At 59.7% G+C, this 19,279-nt stretch carries 20 protein-coding genes; 11 read left to right on the top strand and 9 right to left on the bottom strand.

From position 1 onward, the window contains the following. Positions 1-222: 222 nt before the first annotated feature. Entirely contained in the window at positions 223-906 is a 684-nt protein-coding gene (locus AC3WP4_RS09995; protein WP_074878011.1) for a winged helix-turn-helix transcriptional regulator, read from the bottom strand. A gap of 103 nt (positions 907-1,009) precedes the next feature. Between AC3WP4_RS09995 and AC3WP4_RS09990 the strand changes: the two genes are divergently transcribed. Both AC3WP4_RS09990 and AC3WP4_RS09985 read left to right on the top strand, forming a co-directional pair. Further along, the gene (locus AC3WP4_RS09990; protein ID WP_102616018.1) at positions 1,010-1,951 is read left to right on the top strand and encodes a carbon-nitrogen hydrolase family protein; all 942 of its coding nucleotides are present in this window, start codon (positions 1,010-1,012) and stop codon (positions 1,949-1,951) included. 42 nt (positions 1,952-1,993) lie between these two features. Continuing rightward, a complete protein-coding gene (locus AC3WP4_RS09985; RefSeq protein ID WP_074878015.1) occupies positions 1,994-2,428 on the top strand; it encodes a GFA family protein in 435 nt (144 codons plus the stop codon). 61 nt (positions 2,429-2,489) lie between these two features. On the opposite strand, the gene AC3WP4_RS09980 is transcribed toward AC3WP4_RS09985, so the two are convergent. Next, on the bottom strand, positions 2,490-2,960 hold the full coding sequence (locus tag AC3WP4_RS09980; RefSeq protein WP_074878018.1) for an anti-virulence regulator CigR family protein: 471 nt from the start codon (positions 2,958-2,960) through the stop codon (positions 2,490-2,492). A 326-nt stretch (positions 2,961-3,286) separates the two neighbouring features. On the opposite strand from AC3WP4_RS09980, the gene AC3WP4_RS09975 reads away from it, so the two are divergent. The 6 genes from AC3WP4_RS09975 to phnE all read left to right on the top strand — a co-directional run bounded on the left by AC3WP4_RS09975 (position 3,287) and on the right by phnE (position 8,348). Continuing rightward, positions 3,287-4,096, top strand: a complete 810-nt coding sequence (locus AC3WP4_RS09975) for a glycosyltransferase (RefSeq protein WP_074878021.1) — start codon at positions 3,287-3,289, stop codon at positions 4,094-4,096. Positions 4,097-4,178: 82 nt separating this feature from the next. Beyond that, positions 4,179-4,982: a 2OG-Fe(II) oxygenase gene (locus AC3WP4_RS09970; protein WP_102616017.1), complete on the top strand. Its 804-nt coding sequence runs from the start codon at positions 4,179-4,181 to the stop codon at positions 4,980-4,982. 135 nt (positions 4,983-5,117) lie between these two features. After that, positions 5,118-5,969: a putative selenate ABC transporter substrate-binding protein gene (locus AC3WP4_RS09965; RefSeq protein WP_074878026.1), complete on the top strand. Its 852-nt coding sequence runs from the start codon at positions 5,118-5,120 to the stop codon at positions 5,967-5,969. Then, positions 5,966-6,763: a phosphonate ABC transporter ATP-binding protein gene (locus AC3WP4_RS09960; protein WP_102616016.1), complete on the top strand. Its 798-nt coding sequence runs from the start codon at positions 5,966-5,968 to the stop codon at positions 6,761-6,763. Before AC3WP4_RS09965 ends, AC3WP4_RS09960 begins: the two co-directional genes overlap by 4 nt. After that, positions 6,757-7,584, top strand: coding sequence for a PhnE/PtxC family ABC transporter permease (locus AC3WP4_RS09955; RefSeq protein ID WP_076027845.1), 828 nt, complete (start codon positions 6,757-6,759; stop codon positions 7,582-7,584). Before AC3WP4_RS09960 ends, AC3WP4_RS09955 begins: the two co-directional genes overlap by 7 nt. Further along, positions 7,581-8,348 (top strand): phosphonate ABC transporter, permease protein PhnE, encoded by a 768-nt coding sequence (gene phnE / locus AC3WP4_RS09950; protein ID WP_102616015.1) that lies wholly within the window; start codon positions 7,581-7,583, stop codon positions 8,346-8,348. The genes AC3WP4_RS09955 and phnE overlap by 4 nt, the downstream gene beginning before the upstream one ends. A gap of 127 nt (positions 8,349-8,475) precedes the next feature. Here the strand turns inward: phnE and AC3WP4_RS09945 are convergent, their stop codons facing one another. The 4 genes from AC3WP4_RS09945 to AC3WP4_RS09930 all read right to left on the bottom strand — a co-directional run bounded on the left by AC3WP4_RS09945 (position 8,476) and on the right by AC3WP4_RS09930 (position 12,469). Further along, positions 8,476-10,071 (bottom strand): MFS transporter, encoded by a 1,596-nt coding sequence (locus tag AC3WP4_RS09945; RefSeq protein ID WP_102616014.1) that lies wholly within the window; start codon positions 10,069-10,071, stop codon positions 8,476-8,478. Beyond that, positions 10,068-11,165 carry an HlyD family secretion protein gene (locus tag AC3WP4_RS09940; RefSeq protein ID WP_102616013.1) on the bottom strand — a complete coding sequence of 366 codons (1,098 nt, stop codon included), beginning with the start codon at positions 11,163-11,165 and terminating at the stop codon, positions 10,068-10,070. The genes AC3WP4_RS09945 and AC3WP4_RS09940 overlap by 4 nt, the downstream gene beginning before the upstream one ends. A 95-nt stretch (positions 11,166-11,260) precedes the next feature. Then, positions 11,261-11,674 (bottom strand): cupin domain-containing protein, encoded by a 414-nt coding sequence (locus AC3WP4_RS09935; RefSeq protein WP_074878040.1) that lies wholly within the window; start codon positions 11,672-11,674, stop codon positions 11,261-11,263. Between the two features lie 42 nt (positions 11,675-11,716). Beyond that, on the bottom strand, positions 11,717-12,469 hold the full coding sequence (locus AC3WP4_RS09930; RefSeq protein WP_102616012.1) for an SDR family oxidoreductase: 753 nt from the start codon (positions 12,467-12,469) through the stop codon (positions 11,717-11,719). Between the two features lie 247 nt (positions 12,470-12,716). Between AC3WP4_RS09930 and AC3WP4_RS09925 the strand changes: the two genes are divergently transcribed. The 3 genes from AC3WP4_RS09925 (at position 12,717) to AC3WP4_RS09915 (ending at position 15,852) form a co-directional block, all read left to right on the top strand. After that, positions 12,717-14,315, top strand: a complete 1,599-nt coding sequence (locus tag AC3WP4_RS09925) for a winged helix-turn-helix domain-containing protein (RefSeq protein ID WP_102616011.1) — start codon at positions 12,717-12,719, stop codon at positions 14,313-14,315. A gap of 64 nt (positions 14,316-14,379) precedes the next feature. Further along, positions 14,380-14,874: a PaaI family thioesterase gene (locus AC3WP4_RS09920; protein ID WP_102616010.1), complete on the top strand. Its 495-nt coding sequence runs from the start codon at positions 14,380-14,382 to the stop codon at positions 14,872-14,874. Positions 14,875-14,958: 84 nt separating this feature from the next. Further along, entirely contained in the window at positions 14,959-15,852 is an 894-nt protein-coding gene (locus AC3WP4_RS09915; RefSeq protein ID WP_102616009.1) for a LysR family transcriptional regulator, read from the top strand. Here AC3WP4_RS09915 and AC3WP4_RS09910 read toward each other — a convergent pair. From AC3WP4_RS09910 to AC3WP4_RS09900, 3 genes are all read right to left on the bottom strand, one after another. Next, on the bottom strand, positions 15,840-17,015 hold the full coding sequence (locus AC3WP4_RS09910; RefSeq protein ID WP_102616008.1) for a (R)-mandelonitrile lyase: 1,176 nt from the start codon (positions 17,013-17,015) through the stop codon (positions 15,840-15,842). The two genes, AC3WP4_RS09915 and AC3WP4_RS09910, sit on opposite strands and share 13 nt — an antisense overlap. A gap of 17 nt (positions 17,016-17,032) precedes the next feature. Continuing rightward, positions 17,033-18,085: an alpha/beta hydrolase gene (locus AC3WP4_RS09905; RefSeq protein ID WP_102616007.1), complete on the bottom strand. Its 1,053-nt coding sequence runs from the start codon at positions 18,083-18,085 to the stop codon at positions 17,033-17,035. A gap of 63 nt (positions 18,086-18,148) precedes the next feature. Beyond that, complete coding sequence (locus AC3WP4_RS09900) at positions 18,149-19,225, bottom strand: alpha/beta hydrolase (RefSeq protein ID WP_102616006.1); 1,077 nt, start codon at positions 19,223-19,225, stop codon at positions 18,149-18,151. Positions 19,226-19,279: the final 54 nt, after the last annotated feature.

Raw genomic sequence — 19,279 nt, 5'->3', positions numbered from 1 at the left:
AGCCACCACCACCACCACCGTCTTTCGCAGAGGCGGAGCTCATGATGGACAGGTCAACAGGGAGTAATGGAGCGGCTGCCAGCATCAAGGCGCAGGACATAACAGCAATGAGACTCTTATTCTTCAAAAGCATGATGGCTTCCATAGGGTTGATATCGCAATGGTTATGACGCTTTAAGCCCCAGACAGTTCAAGTCCTGCGACCGACGGATATAAGCGGCGCTAGCGTGCAGCACTTCGGGTTCCCGCGAATGCGCTCGTGCCAAGCCAGCGCCACAAGCTTTGCGCATCCTTCACCGCGCCATCCACACGCAGCTCTTGCGACTGCAGAGCCTCGCGCGGTGTGCGGTCGCCCGTCCACACCTCGGTCAACGCGCGTACGCTGGAGTCGACGACGAGCGTCAGTTCGCGGCCGGGGTCGTCGCGGCACAGGTCTGCCACGCCCTGCTCAACCACGAGCCACCACGCTTGCTCGCCGGGCCTCGCGTCGCGGAACTTGAACTGGATGACCACCGGCCAGGACGGGAACGTTTCGATGCGCACGAACCGGCGCACGTCCCACATGAGCAGGCCCGCGTCGAGTTCGTCATCGCGAAGGCGACTGCCAATCCAGCGCGCGCCCCAATGCCCCAGCGCCATGATGATGGGGCGCAATTCCTCGCCCGCCTCCGTCAGGCTGTATTCCCAGACTTTACCGGTGGCCGTGCGGCGCACGACGCCTATTTCTTCCAAATGCCGCAGGCGCTGGGCCAACAGGTTGGTGGACATCCGTGGCACGCCGCGGTGCAGTTCATTGAAACGTTTGCTGCCGCACAACAACTCGCGCACGACCAAAGGTGTCCAGCGCTCGCACAGGGCTTCAGCACCGCGTGCGACCGTGCAGAACTGACCGTAGCTATCGTCCATGCCTGCGCTCCGCAATTAAAAACGCTTCAGATTCTGAACTAGCGCTGCCACTTCGCCACGCGCACGCTGAAACCTCGAAAGCCAAATACGAAAGGAGCACGCCATGACCAAGGTAGCCATCATTCAGCGCCCGCCCGTGCTGCTAGATCGCAGCGCGACCATCGCCCGGGCCGTGCAATCGGTCGCCGAGGCGGCGGCAGCGGGAGCCTCGCTGATCGTTTTGCCCGAATCGTACATTCCCGGTTACCCGTCCTGGATCTGGCGACTGGCGGCGGGAAAGGACGGGGCTGTAATGGGCCAATTACACACACGGCTGCTGGCCAACGCCGTCGATATCAGCAACGGCGACCTGAGCGAATTGTGCGAGGCCGCCAGAGTTCATGCCGTGACGATCGTGTGCGGCATCAATGAATGCGAGCGGCGCAATGGCGGCGGCACGCTCTACAACAGCGTAGTCGTTATCGGCACCAACGGCGAAGTACTCAACCGCCACCGCAAGCTGATGCCTACCAACCCCGAGCGCATGGTGCATGGTTTCGGTGATGCCTCGGGTTTGCGTACGGTCGACACTCCAGTCGGCCGCGTGGGTGCGCTCATCTGCTGGGAAAACTACATGCCACTGGCACGCTATTCTCTGTATGCACAAGGGGTGGAAATCTACGTCGCTCCCACGTACGACACAGGCGAGGGTTGGATCAGCACGATGCGTCATATCGCGCTCGAAGGCCGCTGTTGGGTGCTCGGCAGCGGCAGCGTGCTGCGTGGCAGTGACATCCCCGACGACTTCCCGGCTCGTGCGCAACTGTTTCCCGATTCGGAGGAATGGATCAACGACGGCGACTCGGTGGTGGTCAGTCCTCAAGGCCGGGTCGTGGCCGGTCCATTACACAAAGAGGCAGGCATTCTGTATGCGGACATCGACGTCTCACTCGTGGCACCCGCGCGGCGGGCCCTCGATGTCACCGGGCATTACGCGCGTCCTGACATTTTCGAACTGCAGGTGCGGCGCACGCCGACGACAGCGGTGCGCTACATCGATGAGTGAAAGCAGGCGGTATCGCCTGACCATTGATCAAGGAGTCATGCCATGAGCATTGAACGGTCTTACCAGGGCAGTTGTTTTTGCGGCGCAGTCGAGTTCACCGTCAGTGGCGAACCGGTTGGGATGGGTTATTGCCATTGCGAGTCGTGTCGGCATTGGTCAGCGGGGCCGGTCAATGCCTTCACGCTATGGAAACCCGAGGCGGTGCAAGTGACTCGGGGTGCTGACAACATCGGCACCTACAACAAGACACCGCGCAGCTATCGCAAGTGGTGCAAGACCTGCGGCGGGCACCTCTTCACTGACCACCCGGAGATGGGGCTGATCGATGTGTATGCCGCGGTCATCCCTGATCTGGCGTATTCGCCGGGGGTTCACGTCCACTATCAGGAGACCGTGCTGCGCATCAAGGATGGCTTGCCCAAACTGAAGGACGTCCCCAACGAACTTGGGGGCTCGGGCATCAGCGTGGACGAATAGCGCCGGTTGCCACCTCTCAGGCAGCAACTCGGCAATTTCATGGGCATAGGGATCATGCCCATTAATCAAAAGCACCGTTGAGCACTTCATAGATGAGCCCGGTCGCCAGCGCGACCAATATCAAGTCGGTGCCGACTTGCTGCCATTCATACCCATCATAGTGAGGCAGCCTGCCAAGCAACCGACCGTCCAGTTTTTTGGCAATCCCTGGGGGAAGCGGCTTGCCTCGCGCGAGGTTCTTTTGAATGCCAGGTGGCAATGCAGGTCCGGGGCTCCAGTAGTCCCGATATCCGCCTATTACGCCAAGAATACTGCCGTGATTAATGCTTGGGCCATTATCCCAATCGCCGCCCCCGGAGTTTTTGCCTTTGCCGCCCTGACCTCCCTGGTTGCCATGATCCTGGCTGTTTTGCGGGTTTCCCTTGCCGTTTCCCTGGCCTTTTCCATTACCAGGATCAGCCAATGCAGTCACTGAACCGGAAACCAGCGCAAGGCAGGTAATAGCTGCAATCAATGAGCGAGATTTGAGCATGGTCGTTCCTTCAGGGTGGCGGGACATCTCTGTAATTTAGACGCTATCGGTGATGTGAGCTTCTATTTCCTCACATCGACATCCAAGCCACAGGAAATCAGGACAATCATCGAGGCCTTGCATGACAGCCGTGAAGGCGTGTAGCAAGCAACGATTGCCGCCCATCTACAGCAACGGCTGTACTTGACCGGGCTGTGCGTACGGGGGATAACTAGCGGGGAACATGTAACGAATTAAGTCCCGGAGGTTTACCCTCAGAACAGATCCTAATACGATGAAGCCCGGATATTTCTACAACAACATGCAACATCATTGGGCCCTGAACGATGAACACCACGAGCTTTCTGGCCGATAACTCTAAAACTTTCAGCATAGTTATAGTCAATTACAAAACACCAGAAATAACCAAGATATGCCTGGAACTATTGCACCAGCATGTGGGCAGCCACAATATCCCGATATGGGTAGTTGATAACTACTCTGCCGACGAAAGCACTGAGTACTTACGAACCCTTGACTGGATAAACTTAATCGAGCGTTCCAGTCCCGAACCAGAACCTGGGCACATCGCGCACGGCAAAGCGCTCGACCTGGTTTTACAGCGAGTTGAAACTGATTATTTATTTCTTCTGCACACTGACACTTTTATTTTCGATAAAAATGTTTTTTCGATGATGCTGAACAAATGTCTAAAAAACCCGAAAACTGTAGCCGTCGGTTGTGTCGAGCAAATAAATCGTGGCACGACCAGGACACTTTGGCGCTTTAGCTCACGATTATTCCAACACCATTTCAGACGTTTGAAAATCTCCATGGGATTACGTTCCAGAGACCCCAGACCGTACAAAGAAGTCTACCTGAAGAGTTTTTGCACACTGTGGAACTGCAAGCTCATCAAACAGCACAACATGCATTTTTTGATGGATGATCGCGTGCCGGGCTATACCCTCCAGGACCGCATGACCGAGCTTGGCTATGTCGTTGAAATGTTATCACCGCGTAAAATCTTCAGTTATCTGGACCACATGCAGTCTGGCACTGTCGCAGCGGCTGGCGGCTATGGAAAGACCCATAGACGAACCAAAATGTACAACGATATCCTTGCACGCGTGAAAAAAGAGGCCAGCAAAAGTTAAGCCGCGAAGAGGCACAACGAGCAGTGCACCGGACGCTGCCTAAAGTCACCCACAGGTCTTTAAATCAAGTATTGGAGCGGTAATGGCACCCATCCCTCAAGCACTACCCATGACCCTCTCCCCGGAGCTTGATTTCGATCAGAACGCCGCCAGTGCCTTGGGTTCTTCGTTGGCCAGTCACTATATTCAGGCTGTGCCATTCCCGCACATCGTCATCGATAATTTCCTGGATGAAGAGCTGATTGCGCGTATCTGCTCGCACTTCCCGGTTGAGCCAACCAACAACGAAATGCTTTATGAGCGCGGCTATAAAGGTCAACGAAAACGTCAAATCAGCCCCAACGAATGCGCCCCCTTTTTGAAGACGGTTTTCAACGCCTTCAACTCGGCCCCCATGTTGCAGTTTCTTGAAAAGCTCACAGGCATCGAAGGCTTGATACCCGACCCTTACTTTACGGGTGGCGGCCTGCATGAAACGAAAAGCGGCGGCTTCCTGGGGGTACACTCGGACTTCAGGCTTAACAAAAAGCTTAAAGTTGAGCGAAGACTGAACATCATCATTTATCTAAATGAAGACTGGCGAGAGGAATACGGCGGCAACCTGGAACTTTGGGATGTCGACATGAAGACCTGCCTTAAAAAAGTCCTGCCCATTTACAACCGGTGTGTCATTTTCAATACAGACAAAGACAGCAACCATGGGCACCCAGAGCCTTTAACCACTCCAGAGCACATCACGCGCCGGTCCATCGCGCTGTATTACTACACCGCAGGCACCCTGGTGATCGATCCCGCACAAAGAAATAAAACCCACTACAAGCCAAGGCCCAAAGATCGTTTAAGCCTGAAATACTACCTGGGCAAACTGATCAAGAAGAAAAACTAGGCTGCGAAAGCAGCTGGCGCCAGCCAGAAACGGTCAATTCCGCTCCATTTCGTATACCCTCACACGGCGCCACGCAGCAATTGGCTTGCACTTGGCGTATCGACATTTTTGCTTTAATGCACCGGAGAATCTTTCATGCTCAACCGTACCCTGGCATTGGCTGTCGGCGTGACGCTGTCTTTTTGCACCCTGTTGGCGCAGGCCGCCGACACCCTGAAAGTCAGTGCGATTCCCGATGAGGCCCCGACCGAACTGCTGCGCAAGTTCAAGCCATTGGGCGCCTACCTGGAACAGCAATTGGGCATGAAGGTCGAGTTCGTTCCCGTGAGCGACTATCCGGCCGTGGTCGAGGCGCTGGCGACCGACCGAATCGATATGGCCTGGCTGGGCGGCTTCACGTTCGTGCAGGCGCGCCTGAAAACCGGCAATGCCATTCCGCTGGTACAGCGCGAACAGGATGCCCAGTTCACCAGCAAATTCATCACCGCCGACCCGGCCGTCAAGTCACTCGCCGATCTCAAGGGCAAGACCTTTGCCTTCGGTTCGGTGTCATCCACGTCGGGCAGTCTCATGCCGCGCTATTTCATGCTGAAGGACGGCATCAAGCCGGAAACCTACTTCAGCCGCGTGGGCTATTCCGGCGCCCATGACGCTACCGTCGCCTGGGTCCAGGCCGGCAAGGTGGACGCCGGGGTACTGAACGCCAGCGTGTGGGAAAAACTGGTCGCTGCCGGCAAGGTCGACACCACCAAGGTCAAGGTGTTTGCGACCACCCCGGCCTACTTCGACTACAACTGGACGGTGCGCGGGACCCTTGACCCGGCACTGGCGGCCAAGATCAAGGCAGCGTTCCTGGCCCTCGATCCGGCGAACCCGAAGGACAAGGAAATTCTGGATCTGCAAGCTGCCAGCCGCTTTATCGAAACCAAACCTGAGAACTACAAGGGCATCGAAGAAGCCGCACGCGCTGCCGACCTGCTCAAATGACGTTGCATCTGACCCAGGTCAACCTTACCCACGCCAACGGCGTCCAGGCGTTGCGTGGGGTGGATCTGCACATCGGTGCCCGCGAACAGGTCGCCATTATCGGTCCGTCCGGCGCGGGCAAGTCGAGCCTGCTCAACCTGCTGGCCACCGCCCTGCGACCGGACAACGGTGAGCTGCAGGTGCTCGGCGAGCGCGCCTGGCAGCTGTCTGCCGGTCAGCGTCAGCGTCTGCGCGCGCGCATCGGCCTGATCCATCAAGCGCCCCCGCTACCCCCGCGCCAACGCGTGGTCACAGCGGTCCTGGCTGGAAAGCTGGGTCAGTGGGGGCTGGGCAAAAGCCTGCTGAACTTGTTGCGTCCGGTGGATATCCCGGGCGCACGTGCGGCGTTGGCCAGGCTGGACCTCAGCGACAAGTTGTTCGCCCATTGTCAGCAACTGTCCGGCGGACAGCTCCAGCGCGTGGGCATTGCCCGGGTGTTGTATCAAGCGCCTGAGGTGTTGCTGGCCGATGAGCCGGTATCAGCCATGGACCCGGTGTTGGCTCAGCACACGCTTTCAGTGCTCTGTCGCCATGCTCGGCAACACAACGTCACCCTGGTCGCCAGCCTGCATGCGGTGGAGCTGGCCCTGGCGCACTTTTCGCGCATCATCGGCTTGCGTGATGGACAGATCCTGTTCGACCTTGCAGCCAGCGAAGTCGACCGCGAGTTGCTCGACAAGCTCTACGCCAACGAACAACTGCAATCTCCACCGATTACTCCGGCGCCCTTGAGTGTGCAGATTCCCCGATGCTGACCCGTGATACCCGAGACCCGGCCACCCGGCCCCGCCTGCTGCTCACTTTGCTGGCCCTTGTTTTGCTGTGGCCGGGCATCCACTTCAGCGAGCTGGACCTCAGTGTGCTGGTGGCGAGTGACAGTCAGAGCGAGATGGGCCGGTTTGTCTCAGCCTTCTGGCCACCGGCCCATGGCGAGGAATTCATTGAACTATTAGTGCAAGCCACCTTGCAGACCCTGGCCATCGCCACGGCCGGCATGGCCCTTGCGTTGCTGTTGGCCGTCCCCGCCAGCCTGCTGGCCAGTCGGGCGCTGTCGCTGTCTGCTGCCTCCCGAGCCGGCCACCCCAGCTATTGGGGCCAACTGCTGCGATGGCCGGTCCGCGGTTTACTAATATTCCTGCGCAGCGTGCCGGAAATCGTCTGGGCGCTTTTGTTCGTGCGCGCCGTCGGCCTCGGTCCGACGGCCGGGGTGCTGGCCATTGCCATTACCTACAGCGGCATGTTGGGCAAGGTCTACGCGGAAATTTTCGAGTCGGTCGACCAGCGTCCGGCCCACGCGCTATTGCAGGCTGGCAGCGGTCGGCTCGCGGCCTTTTTCTACGGGATCCTGCCCAATGTCGCAGCCGAACTGCTGTCGTACACCGTGTATCGCTGGGAGTGCGCCATCCGCGCCTCGGTGGTGATGGGCTTCGTCGGTGCCGGCGGTCTGGGCCAGCAAATGGATTTGTCGTTACGCATGTTCGCCGGCGGCGAAGTGGCCAGTTTGTTACTGACGTTCCTCGTGCTGGTACTGCTCGCCGATCAACTCAGCCGTCTGCTGCGCTGGAGGCTGGCATGAATCGCCTGATCAACCTGGTGCTGCTGCTCTGCATCGGCACAGCGGTGATTGCCTCGTTCATCTATCTGGGCATCGACCTCGGTGAGCTCGGTGGCAGCGCTAACCTGAAGCAGATGGGCGCTTATGCGCAGCGCTTTCTCAGCCCGGACCTGAGCGCGAGCCATCTGCAAGCCATCGGCCACGGCGCCCTGGAAACCATCGCCATGTCCGCCCTTGGCACCCTGCTCGCAGCGGTATTCGGCCTGCTGTTGGCATTGCCCGCGGCCGGGCGCTTTGGCTGGCCTCTGCAGAGCGCGGCGCGTCTGGTGCTCAACGCCTTGCGCGCGGTTCCGGAACTGGTATGGGCTGCGCTGATGGTCCTGGCCGCCGGGCTCGGCCCCAATGCCGGCACCCTGGCCTTGGCCTTGCACACCACCGGCGTGCTCGGCCGGCTGTTCGCCGAAGCACTGGAAAACACCCCACCCGAACCGGCCGAAGCCATCCGCCTGCAGGGCGGCAATGCCCTATCGGCGTTCTGCTACGGATCACTGCCCAACCTGTTGCCCCAGCTACTGGCCTACACCCTGTACCGCTGGGAAAACAATATCCGCATGGCCAGCGTGCTCGGCTTCGTTGGCGCCGGTGGTTTGGGGCAAATGCTCTATGTCAGCCTCAGTCTGTTCCAGGAAGCACAAGCCAGCACGGTGATTGTGGCGATGCTGTTGCTGGTATTGGCCGTCGACACATTGAGCAGCTGGAGCCGGCAACGCTGGGTGAAGGCGTGACGGCTTCGCAGAACTGGATGGCAACGTTGTTCCGAACTAAGCCAACCATTCGCGGCCCGAACTGGGCCATGCTGACCATCGTGACAGCGAGAACAACGCGCTGGCACGAAGCTTCAGTGGTGAAGCCTCACGCCAAGGTTCGCGCAGCGCGTGCTTTCGCGTATTTCGAAAGTCCGATCTTGATGCCAACCAGGATGGGCGCGGCGACTACAAAAAGCAGGGCAACAGCGATAAATGCTGTGTCGAAGGCAATCACAGTGGCCTGACCTGACACGACCCGACCCAGAAGGCTCAACGCTGCCCGGCCGGCGGCCGCTGCATCCATCCCTTTCCCCGTCAGCATGGCTGTCGTGGTCGTCAGCCTTTCGATGAGCGCGGCCCCTCCCGGGGTAACGTTGGCGCCGAGGAGCACGGCATTGGCGAAGGCGTTATGGTCGATCAGTGTCTGGAGTCCTGCGACGCCCATCAGACCACCCAACTGGCGCCCCGTATTGAACAGGCCTATTCCGCAGGCGAGGTTTCGGCGGTTGAGGTCGCTGAATGCGATTAGCGTGATCGATAGAAACAGGAAGCCAAGGCCCAGACCGCGCAGCAGGATGGCGGCCATCATGTCGGCCGTGCCGCTTTCGCTGGTCGAACCGGACAGCATCCACATCGCGACCATGATCATCAGGATTCCAAAGGGCACCGTGGCGACCGGCGGAACGCGGCGAACCTGCATGAGATAAGCCGATATGAGCAGTCCACCGATAAAAAACCCGCCACTGGGCAACAGCAGCAGGCCGGCATCGGTAGGCCTGAATGCGAGGACCGACAGGGCGAATGCCGGGATCAAAAACGCGCTGCCGAACAAGGCGGCGCCGGCGACAAAACTGACGATAAAGGCGAAGGAAAAATCGCTCGATTTGAATAGGGTGAAGTCGAACAGACCTTGGCCTTTGGCCAACACTTGTTGGCCGAGAAATGCCAGCAGCGCGGCTGTGCCGATAACGCTCAGCCAGAGAATGCGTGGCTCTTCGAACCAGTCCCATCGGCTGCCCTGGCTGAGAACGTACGTGAAGCAGAACAGCGTGGCAGCGATCAGCGCGAAGCCGACCCAATCAAACGGACGGTGCCGGACCTTGGCTGGCATCGGGCCGTCTGCAACCAGCAGAAATCCGCTCGCCGCCAGGGCCAGCGGAACAACACTGAAGAAAATCCATGTCCAGGACTGACTATCGATCAACCACCCTTGAAGGGCCGGGGCGAGCGTCGCGGACGCGACAACGGCGCCCATGGCAAACAGGGCTTGGAGGATGGGCTGGCGGGATCGCGCAAAGGTGCGAAATATGATCGCCTGCCCCCCGACCAGCAGGGTGCCGCCAGCAAAGCCCTGAATAATTCGAAGCGCGACCAGCAGGTCCAGCCGAGCCGTGATGGCGGCAATACCGCATGCCATGCCCATGGCCAGGGTTGCGCCGATGATCACCTGACGTGGATTAAATCGCGTCAGCAGCCAAGGCGCGGTCATGAACCCAATCAGCTTGAGCGCGGTGTAGCCAATATCCAGCCAGGCGAACTCATCAGGCGTTGCATAGGTGTCGCCGATGATGTCGCCGCGTCCGAGCGACAGAACGGTGCTGGCGATCGCCTCCGTCAGCGTGGCAAGCACGATGCCCACCATGAGCAAGACACCGGCCGTAGCGCGAGTGTTGCTCCGCGTTGCGCAGGCATCCGCGTTCATGATCCCTCCCCGTGCGCAACTTCGACACGGGCGGACAGGCCCGGCACGATGCGGCCCGGCAACGGGTTGTGGACAAGCCGGATCTTCACCGGAACGCGCTGCACGACACGCACAAAGTTGCCAGTCGCGTTGTCGGTGGGGAGCAGGCTGAACGCCGACCCGCTACCCGGTGCAAAGCTGTCGACCACGCCTTCCAGTGCCCCGCTGGGGTAGCCGTCGACCGTGATACGCACGCGCTGACCGGGGCGAATTTGTTCGAGCTGGGTTTCCTTGAAATTCGCCACGACCCATACGTCGTTGACCGGCACGATATCGAGCAAGGCAACGCCCGTCGTAACGAAGCGGCCGATGCGAACCTGACGGTTACCGACCACGCCATCAACCGGTGCGCGTACCACGGTGCTGTCGAGATCAATCTGGGCGAGATCGCGTGCGGCTTGCGCCTGCGTCACCGCAGCGACGGCAGATTCGCGCTCCGCCACGAGGACGGCGATGCGTTGCTGTTGCGCCTCGACCGTTGCGGAAGCGCCGGAGACCGTCGCCTCGGCTCTCAATCGTGCCGCGTCGCTTTCATCGACGAGGGCTTGGCTGACCGCGTTGCTGAGGATCAGTTTGCGGCTGCGATCATGGGTTTTGTTCGCCAGATTCATCTCGGCCACGCCCGAGCGTCTCTGGGCTTCGGCCTGTCGAATCAGGGCACGTTGAAGCTGGGTTTCCGCATCGACATGGGTCAGGCGAGCCTGGGCAGCGCTGACATTGGCCACGGCTTGCGCCAGCCGTGCGCGATAGTCCCGATCATCGATACGGAACAGGACGTCACCGGCCCGGACGGTTTGGTTGTCCTCGACCTCGACCGCAGTGACATAGCCGGCAACCTTGGCGGCGAGCGAGGTCACGTCGCCGCGCACATAAGCGTTATCGGTGGAGGTCGCACCGCTCGAAAGCGCCATGGCCCATCCGCCAGCCAGGACCACCACGGCACTGATGCACAGCAGGATGCCGATCTTCTTTTTCTTGCTTTGCCGTGCCACCCCATCAGGGATCTCGGCGCTTGCGCCGGTGGCAATGGCGGCCTTGTCCTGAAGCGCGTTCATGTTGTCTTTTCCTGTTCAATGCCTGGGACTGCAGCAGCCACGGGCGGCTGTGACCTGCCGCCCGGCTGTCGAGCATTTATGAGCGCGTGATTGGCTCACTTTTTGATCGGCGTAACGAGCGGCGTTTTATCGGTGTCGAGGACGAACACGGCCAACAGGCGTGCGGGTTCGGTGTCGCTGGCGTTGGCGCTGACTTCGTGCACGGAGCCCGGCTCCTCTACGAAGTTTTCGCCGACCTTGTAGATCTTTTCCGGCTCGCCTTTGATTTTGATGCGAAATGAGCCCTCCAGGACCGTTGCATAAATGAAGGCCGTTTTCGGGTGGGTGTGGGACGGCGACGCGGCGCCCGGCCCGTACTCGACGACGACGCCCTTCATGCTCTTGCCAGGGATGTTTGGAATGGGACGGTCAAACACGACCGTTACCTTGCCGGCGGGCGGTTCAGCGGCCGACACTGCGCTGATCGAGAGCGCTGCGAAGGCAGCGGCTAATAAAAATCGAGTCACCATGACATTGCTCCTTCGTGGGTTGGGCTGTGATGGCGCGAATCGTTACCGGGCCGTCGACTGAGCGAGCCAGTCTTCGAAGCGGATCGCGCCCAGGCGCGCGTTCTTGCCGGCGGTCAGCGATTGATCGTCGAGCACAGCGCCGTAGTAGCGCGCATGCACGTCCGGTACGACCTTGCGGGTGTCTTGAGTGGCCCGCAGAAAACGCCTGACCAGCTCGTCGAGCGGCATGGCCTCGGGGCCCGCGACTTCGACCGTGCCATTGGCCGGCGCTGCCAGCGCGACATCGGTTAACGCCGCCACCACGTCGTCGGACGCCATCGGCTGGATTAGCGCCGGCGACAGGCAAATCTCCTCGCCGACAGTCGCCGACTGCGCGATACCGCCGACAAACTCGAAGAACTGCGTGGCACGCAGGAGGGTGTAAGGAATGCCGGACGCCTTGATCAGGTTTTCCTGCGCGACCTTGGCCCGGAAATAGCCGTTCTCGGGAAGCCGTTCGCTACCGACGATCGACAGGGCAACGTGATGACGAACACCGGCGGCAGCTTCCGCAGCCAACAGGTTACGGCTAGACGTTTCGAAGAAATCGAGGACGGCCTGGTCTTCCCACGACGGCGCGTTCGCCACGTCGACGACCACCTCAGCGCCATCCATTGCTTGGGCCAGGCCCTCGCGGGTGATGCTGTTCACACCCGTACTGGGCGCGGCGGCGAGCACGTCATGACCGCGCTCGCGCAGGTTCTGCACAAGTTTCGATCCAATGAGGCCGGTGCCTCCGATGACGACGATCTTCATGGGTTCTCTTCCTTCGCTTCTCGACGGCAACCATTGCTGTCGACGTAGAAAGAGAGTGCGCGCGCGCGTGAGGGAAGTCCTTGTGCCGGCCTTGAGTTTGCCTTCAGGCAAGCTTGGTTTTTTGTCCAATGGACGGGCATCGCCTGCGGACGGTGCAGCGGATCAAACGCTGCCGTATTATCGACACCTCGTACTTATCGCTAGCTCTGACACGGAGTCGAGGGCGCTCGACCAGGGGATACACGCCTTGCCATTCGTGTTTGAAGACTACGTGCTCGATCAGGAGCGCCGGGAACTGACCTTGCGCGGTCACGTCGTGGCCGTCGGTCCACAGGCCTTCGATCTATTGCTGCAGCTCGTCAACAACCGCGATCGCGTCGTCAGCAAGGACGACCTGCTCAAGGCGGTGTGGAACGGCCGGATCGTCTCGGAATCGACGATCACCAGCCACATCAATGCGGTGCGCAAGGCCATCGGCGATAGCGGCGAGGAACAGCGATTGGTGCGCACGGTCGCCCGCAAAGGCTACCGCTTCGTCGGCGAGATCACGGTCGACGAGATCGACGGAGCACGACAGCCTGACGGGCCTGGCGCCGGCGAAATCGCGTCCGTGGAGCCGAAGCAAGCACCGCCCTCCTCGCTCGTCCTCCCGGACAAACCCTCCATTACCGTCCTGCCCTTCCACAACCTGAGCGGCGACCCGGAGCAGGAGTATTTCGCCGACGGCATGGTCGAGGACATCATCGCCGCCCTGTCGCGTATCCGCTGGCTGTTCGTCATCGCCCGCAATTCGAGCTTCACCTACAAGGGCCGCGCGGTGGACGTCAAAGGCGTCGGCCAGGAACTCGGCGTGCGCTACGTGCTGGAAGGCAGCGTGCGCAAGTCCGGAAACAAGGTACGCATCACCGGGCAGCTCATCGACGCCACAAACGGGACGCACATCTGGGCAGAGCGCTTTGAAGGCCTGCTCGACGACATCTTCGAGCTGCAGGATCAAATCGCCGAAAGCGTCGTCGGCGCCATCTCGCCGCAGCTGGAACGGGCGGAAATCGAACGCGCCAAGCGTAAACCGACGGATAGCCTGGACGCCTACGATTATTACCTGCGCGGCATGGCAAAACTGCACAGCGGCACCCGGGAAGCCGTCGAGGTAGCGCTGCCGATGTTCTACAAGGCCATCGAGCTCGACCCGGAATTTGCGTCGGCCTATGGCATGGCAGCCTGGTGTCATTTCTGGCGCAAGTTGAATGGCTGGATGAGCGATCGGACTCGAGAGATCGCCGAAGGCATACGGCTTGCGCGCCTGGCGGTGACACTCGGCCGGGATGATGCAGTGGCGCTGACGCGAGGCGGACATGCGCTGGCCCATCTCGCCGGCGATGTCGATGGCGGCATTGCCCTGCTCGACAGGGCGCGCCTGCTCAATCCCAACCTCGCCCCCGCCTGGTACCTGGGCGGTATCCTGCGCGCACTGCGCGGTGAAACAGACGAAGCGATTGAGAATTTGACCCATGCCGTTCGCTTGAGTCCGCTGGATCCGGAAATGTTCCGGATGCAGGTGGGAATGGCCCTCGCTAATTTCTTCGCAGGGCACTTCGATGCCGCCTCGGCCTGGGCGGAGAAAGCGCTGGGGAACCTGCCCACCCTCCTGCCCTCCGTTGCCCTGATGGCGGCCAGTCATGCGCTCAGCGGGCGAATGGACAAAGCGAAGCAGGCGATACAGCGCCTGCACGAGCTGGAACCCTCGTTGCGCGTCTCCAACCTGAAGGACTGGCTGCCCATCCAACGGCCCGAGGACCTATCGCGCTTCGCGGACGGACTGCGACTGGCCGGTTTGCCCGAGTGACCGCGGCCGATTGCAGCGTTAAAATCCGACACGTTTGATTCACATTTTTGAGGATGACCACGGTATGTCCAGGCTCGATACCTCCCTGCAAGACACCGCCGCACCGGAAGGCGTTTGTTACGGCTGCGGCAGCAGCAATCCGCACGGGCTTCACATCAAGAGCGTCTGGCATGAGGACGGCGTGCATGTCGTGGCCGAACACGTGCCCGATGCCAAGTACTGCGGCTGGCCGGATCTGGTTTACGGCGGGCTGATAGCGATGCTGGTTGACTGCCATTCAAACTGGACGGCAATGGCCTATCACTACCGTACGGAAAACCGCGAAGTCGGAAGCCTCCCCCGCATCAATTGCGTCACTGGCAACCTTGGCATCAAGTTCATCAAACCGACACCGATGGGTGTACCGCTGAACCTGCGTGCGAAAGTCGAAGGTGAAGTCGGACGAAAAACTCGCGTTATCTGCGAGGTTTATGCGGGGGATGTGCTGACGGCTATTGGTGATTCCGTTTTTGTTCGTGTAGATACCGAGCAACTGGCTGCGGTTGCTCATAGTCGGTAGGTTGCTTTCATCCACGCGCCGTGGATCGGACGATTAGTCGCGCAGATGGCATAATCGCAAACTGTTTATAACAGGTGCGGATCAATGACCACTGAGCGTTATGACCAACTCGCGATCTTCTCGGCGGTGGCGCAGGAGCGCAGTTTCACCCGCGCCGCTGCCAAACTCGGTATGTCACAACCGGCCTTGAGCCGAGCGATGCGTCAGTTGGAAGATCGCCTGGGCGTCAGGCTACTTTCTCGCACTACTCGCAGTGTATCTGCGACGCAAGCAGGTGAGCATTTACTCAGGGTGATTGCCCCGAGATTCGAAGAGATCGATAACGAACTGGCATTGCTCAGCGAATTTCGGGACAAGCCGGCAGGTAAATTGCGCATCACCGCTGGCGAGCATTGCGCAATCACGATCCTGCAACCTGCTCTCTCCAGGTTGTTGCCTGACAATCCCGATCTCAATATCGAAATCATCGTCGACTACGGCTTTACCGATATCGTGGCGGAAGGTTTCGACGCCGGTGTACGGCTGGGCCAACAAGTGGCCAAGGACATGATTGCGATGCGCATCGGCCCGGACATGCGCATGGCGGTGGTTGGATCCCCGGCGTATTTCGTCCGATACCCGAAGCCGGTTATCCCGGGTGATCTCATGGCGCACAACTGCATCACCCTGCGCATGCCGACTTATGGCGGTCTCTTCCTCTGGGAATTCGAGAAGGACGGGCAAGAACTGAAAGTCCGGGTCGAAGGCCAACTGGTGTTCAACAACATCGCCATGCGCCTGGAGGCCGCCCTCCAAGGGTTGGGGTTGGCCTATATGCCGGAGGATCTGGTGAAGGAACAGGTGGCGCAAGGTCGGTTGATTCGCGTACTCGAAGATTGGTGCGAACCGTTCTCTGGCTACCACCTCTACTATCCGAGCCGGCGCCAGAGTTCACCGGCCTTCACCTTGCTGCGCGAAGCGTTGCGCTACGTGGGTTGATTGGCCTGCACACTGTCCAACGCTTCGCCGGCACGCTTGGCCGCAGCGGCATCGCCTTGGTCGGCCAGCAGCTGAATCAGTTGACGCAACTGCGAAGCGCTCAAGCCGACCCGCAGGCTGGCAGCCATGTGCGAGCGCAGTTGTGATTCCACACCGGGTGTAGCTGCCAGCGCTGCAACCGTCGCCAGTTCACGGCTTTGCCAGTCAAGGTTGTCACGCTCGAAGATGTCGCCGAACAGATGCGCCTGCAAGTACTGATTGATGACCGGGACGAAGTCAAACAATGGGCCCTGGACGGGTGCACCGGCAATGCGCGTCTGATTGGCCTTACCGACCGCCAGCAGCTCGTCGCCGGTGGGAATGACGCGACCGGGCTCGCGCCCCGGATCATCCTGAACGCCGCGTTGCTTGCGCGCCTCCACCACTTTCATCAGTTCGCCAAGCGCGTTGAGACTGCGTGGAAAACCGCTATAGGCGTAAAGCTGAACCAGAATCTCCTTCGCCTCGCTGACGCTCAGGCCTGCATCCAGTCCCTGATTCAAGGCTGTATTGAGCCCGGACATGTTGCTCGTGGCCATGGCGGCTGCAATCAACGGAATCGCCTGCTGTTTGGCGGACAAACTCTGCGCAGCAGAAGACTCGACGTCGACCGCTGTCGGCTGTTCCATGCTTTGCGCGCGGTAGTGAACATCGGTGACTTTTTCCAGCCACTGCACGCTCTTGCCGTCCACCGCTCCGGTTACAGCCAGGTGCGTCATAGCGCTGGAGGGCGCCGCACCGTGCCAATGCTTGACGCCCGGTGGGCAGATGATGACGTCCCCCGAACGGATTTCCTGCACTGGTTTGCCCCACTCCTGGGTCAATCCGATGCCGGCAACGACGATCAAGCGCTGACCCGCCGGGTGGGTGTGCCACGCCGAACGCGCACCCGGCTCAAAAGTAACGTAAGCGCCTGAGGCATTGACTTCACTGGATGCGGGAAATAGAGGGTCGACGCGCACCCGTCCCGAGAAATAATCCGCCGAGCCAACGGACGACGCCTGTGTGCCTGAACGGCGGATCTGCTGAGTGGTCAGGGACTCACTGATAGTGTCAGCCTGGCCGGCGCCACTGGCGAAGGGCGTCGCGGCGCACATCGCAATGCCTAAAAGGGTTTTGTTCATGATGATTGCCCCTCGATTCACAGCGTTCTGGCGTAAAACGCGGTCAGCTGATCCATGGCGATGTCCACATAAGCAGGCACCCAATAAGTGTCGATATGGGTCGCCCCTTCAATCTTGAACAAGTGCTTGTCGTTCGTGCCAGTAGCCTTGGCAAAGGCTTGTTCCGACATGTAAAGGCTGTCGGCCTTGCTGCCCGCGATCATCAGCAACGGCTTGTCGATCAGTTCGATCTGGTCGGTGGCGTCGAAGCTCATCAGATCCAACAGGCTGCTCAAGGTGTATCTGAACGTCGAGTTCGGATGGGCGTGGGTCTTGCCGTAATACTCAAAACCTTGCCGATACAGATCAAACGGCAGTTTGGCGATCTGCTCATCGCTCAGTTTGGCATCGCCGGTATAACGTATTTCACCCCCTGCCGCTTCCTGTGCCCGGGCGGCCGAGGCCTGTTGCAAGCGGTCCTGGATCGTGGCCACTTGCGAATCCTGATAGCCATTGCGCCGAACCAATCCTGAGTTGAACATGCTCAACGTCGCAATCGACTGGAAGCGCTTGTCGGTTTGCGCCGCCGCCAATGAATAGCCGCCACCACCGCAGATACCGAGCAGGCCCAGACGTGTGCTGTCGACCCCGGGATAACGGGCGATGAAGTCTGCCATGCCATGGATGTCCTCGATGCGATGCGCCGGCTTGTCGACGTTGCGCGGTTCACCGCCACTGGCGCCTTGATACGCCGCATCCGCCGTGATCGTGATGTAGCCCTGATTGGCCAATCGCTGGGCATACAGACCCGCGACCTGCTCCTTCACCCCGCCATTGGGGTGCGCTACGACGATGACCGGGTATTTTTTCGCCGCGTCATAGTTTGCCGGGGTGTAAACGTTGGCGGAAATGTCGAGGCCATTGAGCTTATAGCTCACCGGGTGGATGTTGACCTTGCCCGGCTCGTTCTTCATCAACGCGTCACTGTAGGTCAATGTAAATGGGTTCTGCTTGTAATCCGCAGCCCCGACTTCGGCACCCGAAATCCCGATCATGGCGGCCATCAAAGTAGCTTTTAGCGTGGTTCTCATCCTAGGAATACTCCTGACCCTTCATGCGTGTGAGAGGCGCGGCTGACTTCGCCGCGCACTGAATCAATCCAGTTTCTTTTCAGCGAGAAATTTCGAAACCAGATCCGCGATCTCAACGTTATTCATGTCCGAAAACGGGAAGTGGCTATTGCCCTTGATCCCGATCTGCGGCAAGTGAACGAGCCTGACGTCACCACCATGACGGTTCACCGTATCCCGCCACAGGCGCGCCATCTCAAGCCGCGCGCGCCAACTGTCCTGGGCAGGTAATCGAACCGGTTGGTCGGGGATGTTGTCGCCATAGAAGATCACGATGGGAATTCGAGTCAGCGCTTTGAACTGTTCGCTGGATACGGCCTGGCCCGAGAGGGTGTCGAACGCACTGGGAATTGGCGCGGGCACCTCCCCCTCCGGGAACACGAAGCTGCTGCCCGGTTCGAATGCCACAATGGCCCGCACGTTAGGGCTTTTGATCGCCGCCATCCAACCGGGGCCACCGCCCTGGGAATGGGTGAACAAAATGGCCGGCCCCGTCTTTTCCAGCAGAGCGCCAATGCCATTGGATACGACATCAATGTCGTAGGGCCCAGTGTTGGGTGTCATCGAACGGAAGAATTGCTCTTGTGCCGCCTCGCCGCGCGGAAACTGACTGCCCTCGAAGATCTCGGGCCATAGGCCGATGCGGAACTGGTTGAACCATAGTTGCTCGTCCGCCACCGGTTTGATCGTCGTTTCAACGAGGCTGCGTCCCGCGTCGCCACGGCGCGGCTGATCAATCAAGTACGTAGAAAAACCGCGACGCAGGAAAATGTTTTGAAACCCTTCACGGCCGTCAGCCGTTGTCTCCCAGGACTTCGCCGATTGCCCAGCGCCATGCAGCATGAGAATTGGCAGCGGACGAGGTTCGACCGGAACCTGATAAAACGCATAAACATGATCGCCGTGAATGGTTTGGCCATCAGTCCTGGTCGGATTGTAGGGATCAAAAGTTCCTGGCTGAGTGATCTGCCTGCCGCCGGCAATCACGCTTCCCTGATCCTTGATGACCAGTGGTGGGCGATCAGAGCCATCGGCGAATGCAGCGGTGCATAAAGCGAAACAAACGGCAGGTATGCATTGGCGGATAAAGCACTGAGTCATGGCTTGCTCTCGATTTGATATCGCAGAGCAGCAAATTACCCGTCAATCATTAAT

The organism is Pseudomonas sp. FW305-20 (assembly GCF_058788075.1).
The sequence above is the reverse complement of the archived record's forward strand: the minus strand, read 5'-3'. Positions and strand labels throughout refer to the sequence as shown.

Coding starts and splice junctions, on each gene's coding strand:
- AC3WP4_RS09905 (WP_102616007.1), bottom strand. CDS start 18,085: ATGAGAACCACGCTAAAAGCTACTTTGATGGCCGCCATGATCGGGATT.
- AC3WP4_RS09930 (WP_102616012.1), bottom strand. CDS start 12,469: ATGAAGATCGTCGTCATCGGAGGCACCGGCCTCATTGGATCGAAACTT.
- AC3WP4_RS09965 (WP_074878026.1), top strand. CDS start 5,118: ATGCTCAACCGTACCCTGGCATTGGCTGTCGGCGTGACGCTGTCTTTT.
- AC3WP4_RS09995 (WP_074878011.1), bottom strand. CDS start 906: ATGGACGATAGCTACGGTCAGTTCTGCACGGTCGCACGCGGTGCTGAA.
- AC3WP4_RS09900 (WP_102616006.1), bottom strand. CDS start 19,225: ATGACTCAGTGCTTTATCCGCCAATGCATACCTGCCGTTTGTTTCGCT.
- AC3WP4_RS09940 (WP_102616013.1), bottom strand. CDS start 11,165: ATGAACGCGCTTCAGGACAAGGCCGCCATTGCCACCGGCGCAAGCGCC.
- AC3WP4_RS09990 (WP_102616018.1), top strand. CDS start 1,010: ATGACCAAGGTAGCCATCATTCAGCGCCCGCCCGTGCTGCTAGATCGC.
- AC3WP4_RS09970 (WP_102616017.1), top strand. CDS start 4,179: ATGGCACCCATCCCTCAAGCACTACCCATGACCCTCTCCCCGGAGCTT.
- AC3WP4_RS09945 (WP_102616014.1), bottom strand. CDS start 10,071: ATGAACGCGGATGCCTGCGCAACGCGGAGCAACACTCGCGCTACGGCC.
- AC3WP4_RS09935 (WP_074878040.1), bottom strand. CDS start 11,674: ATGGTGACTCGATTTTTATTAGCCGCTGCCTTCGCAGCGCTCTCGATC.
- AC3WP4_RS09985 (WP_074878015.1), top strand. CDS start 1,994: ATGAGCATTGAACGGTCTTACCAGGGCAGTTGTTTTTGCGGCGCAGTC.
- AC3WP4_RS09920 (WP_102616010.1), top strand. CDS start 14,380: ATGTCCAGGCTCGATACCTCCCTGCAAGACACCGCCGCACCGGAAGGC.
- AC3WP4_RS09980 (WP_074878018.1), bottom strand. CDS start 2,960: ATGCTCAAATCTCGCTCATTGATTGCAGCTATTACCTGCCTTGCGCTG.
- AC3WP4_RS09915 (WP_102616009.1), top strand. CDS start 14,959: ATGACCACTGAGCGTTATGACCAACTCGCGATCTTCTCGGCGGTGGCG.
- AC3WP4_RS09955 (WP_076027845.1), top strand. CDS start 6,757: ATGCTGACCCGTGATACCCGAGACCCGGCCACCCGGCCCCGCCTGCTG.
- AC3WP4_RS09910 (WP_102616008.1), bottom strand. CDS start 17,015: ATGAACAAAACCCTTTTAGGCATTGCGATGTGCGCCGCGACGCCCTTC.
- phnE (WP_102616015.1), top strand. CDS start 7,581: ATGAATCGCCTGATCAACCTGGTGCTGCTGCTCTGCATCGGCACAGCG.
- AC3WP4_RS09960 (WP_102616016.1), top strand. CDS start 5,966: ATGACGTTGCATCTGACCCAGGTCAACCTTACCCACGCCAACGGCGTC.
- AC3WP4_RS09975 (WP_074878021.1), top strand. CDS start 3,287: ATGAACACCACGAGCTTTCTGGCCGATAACTCTAAAACTTTCAGCATA.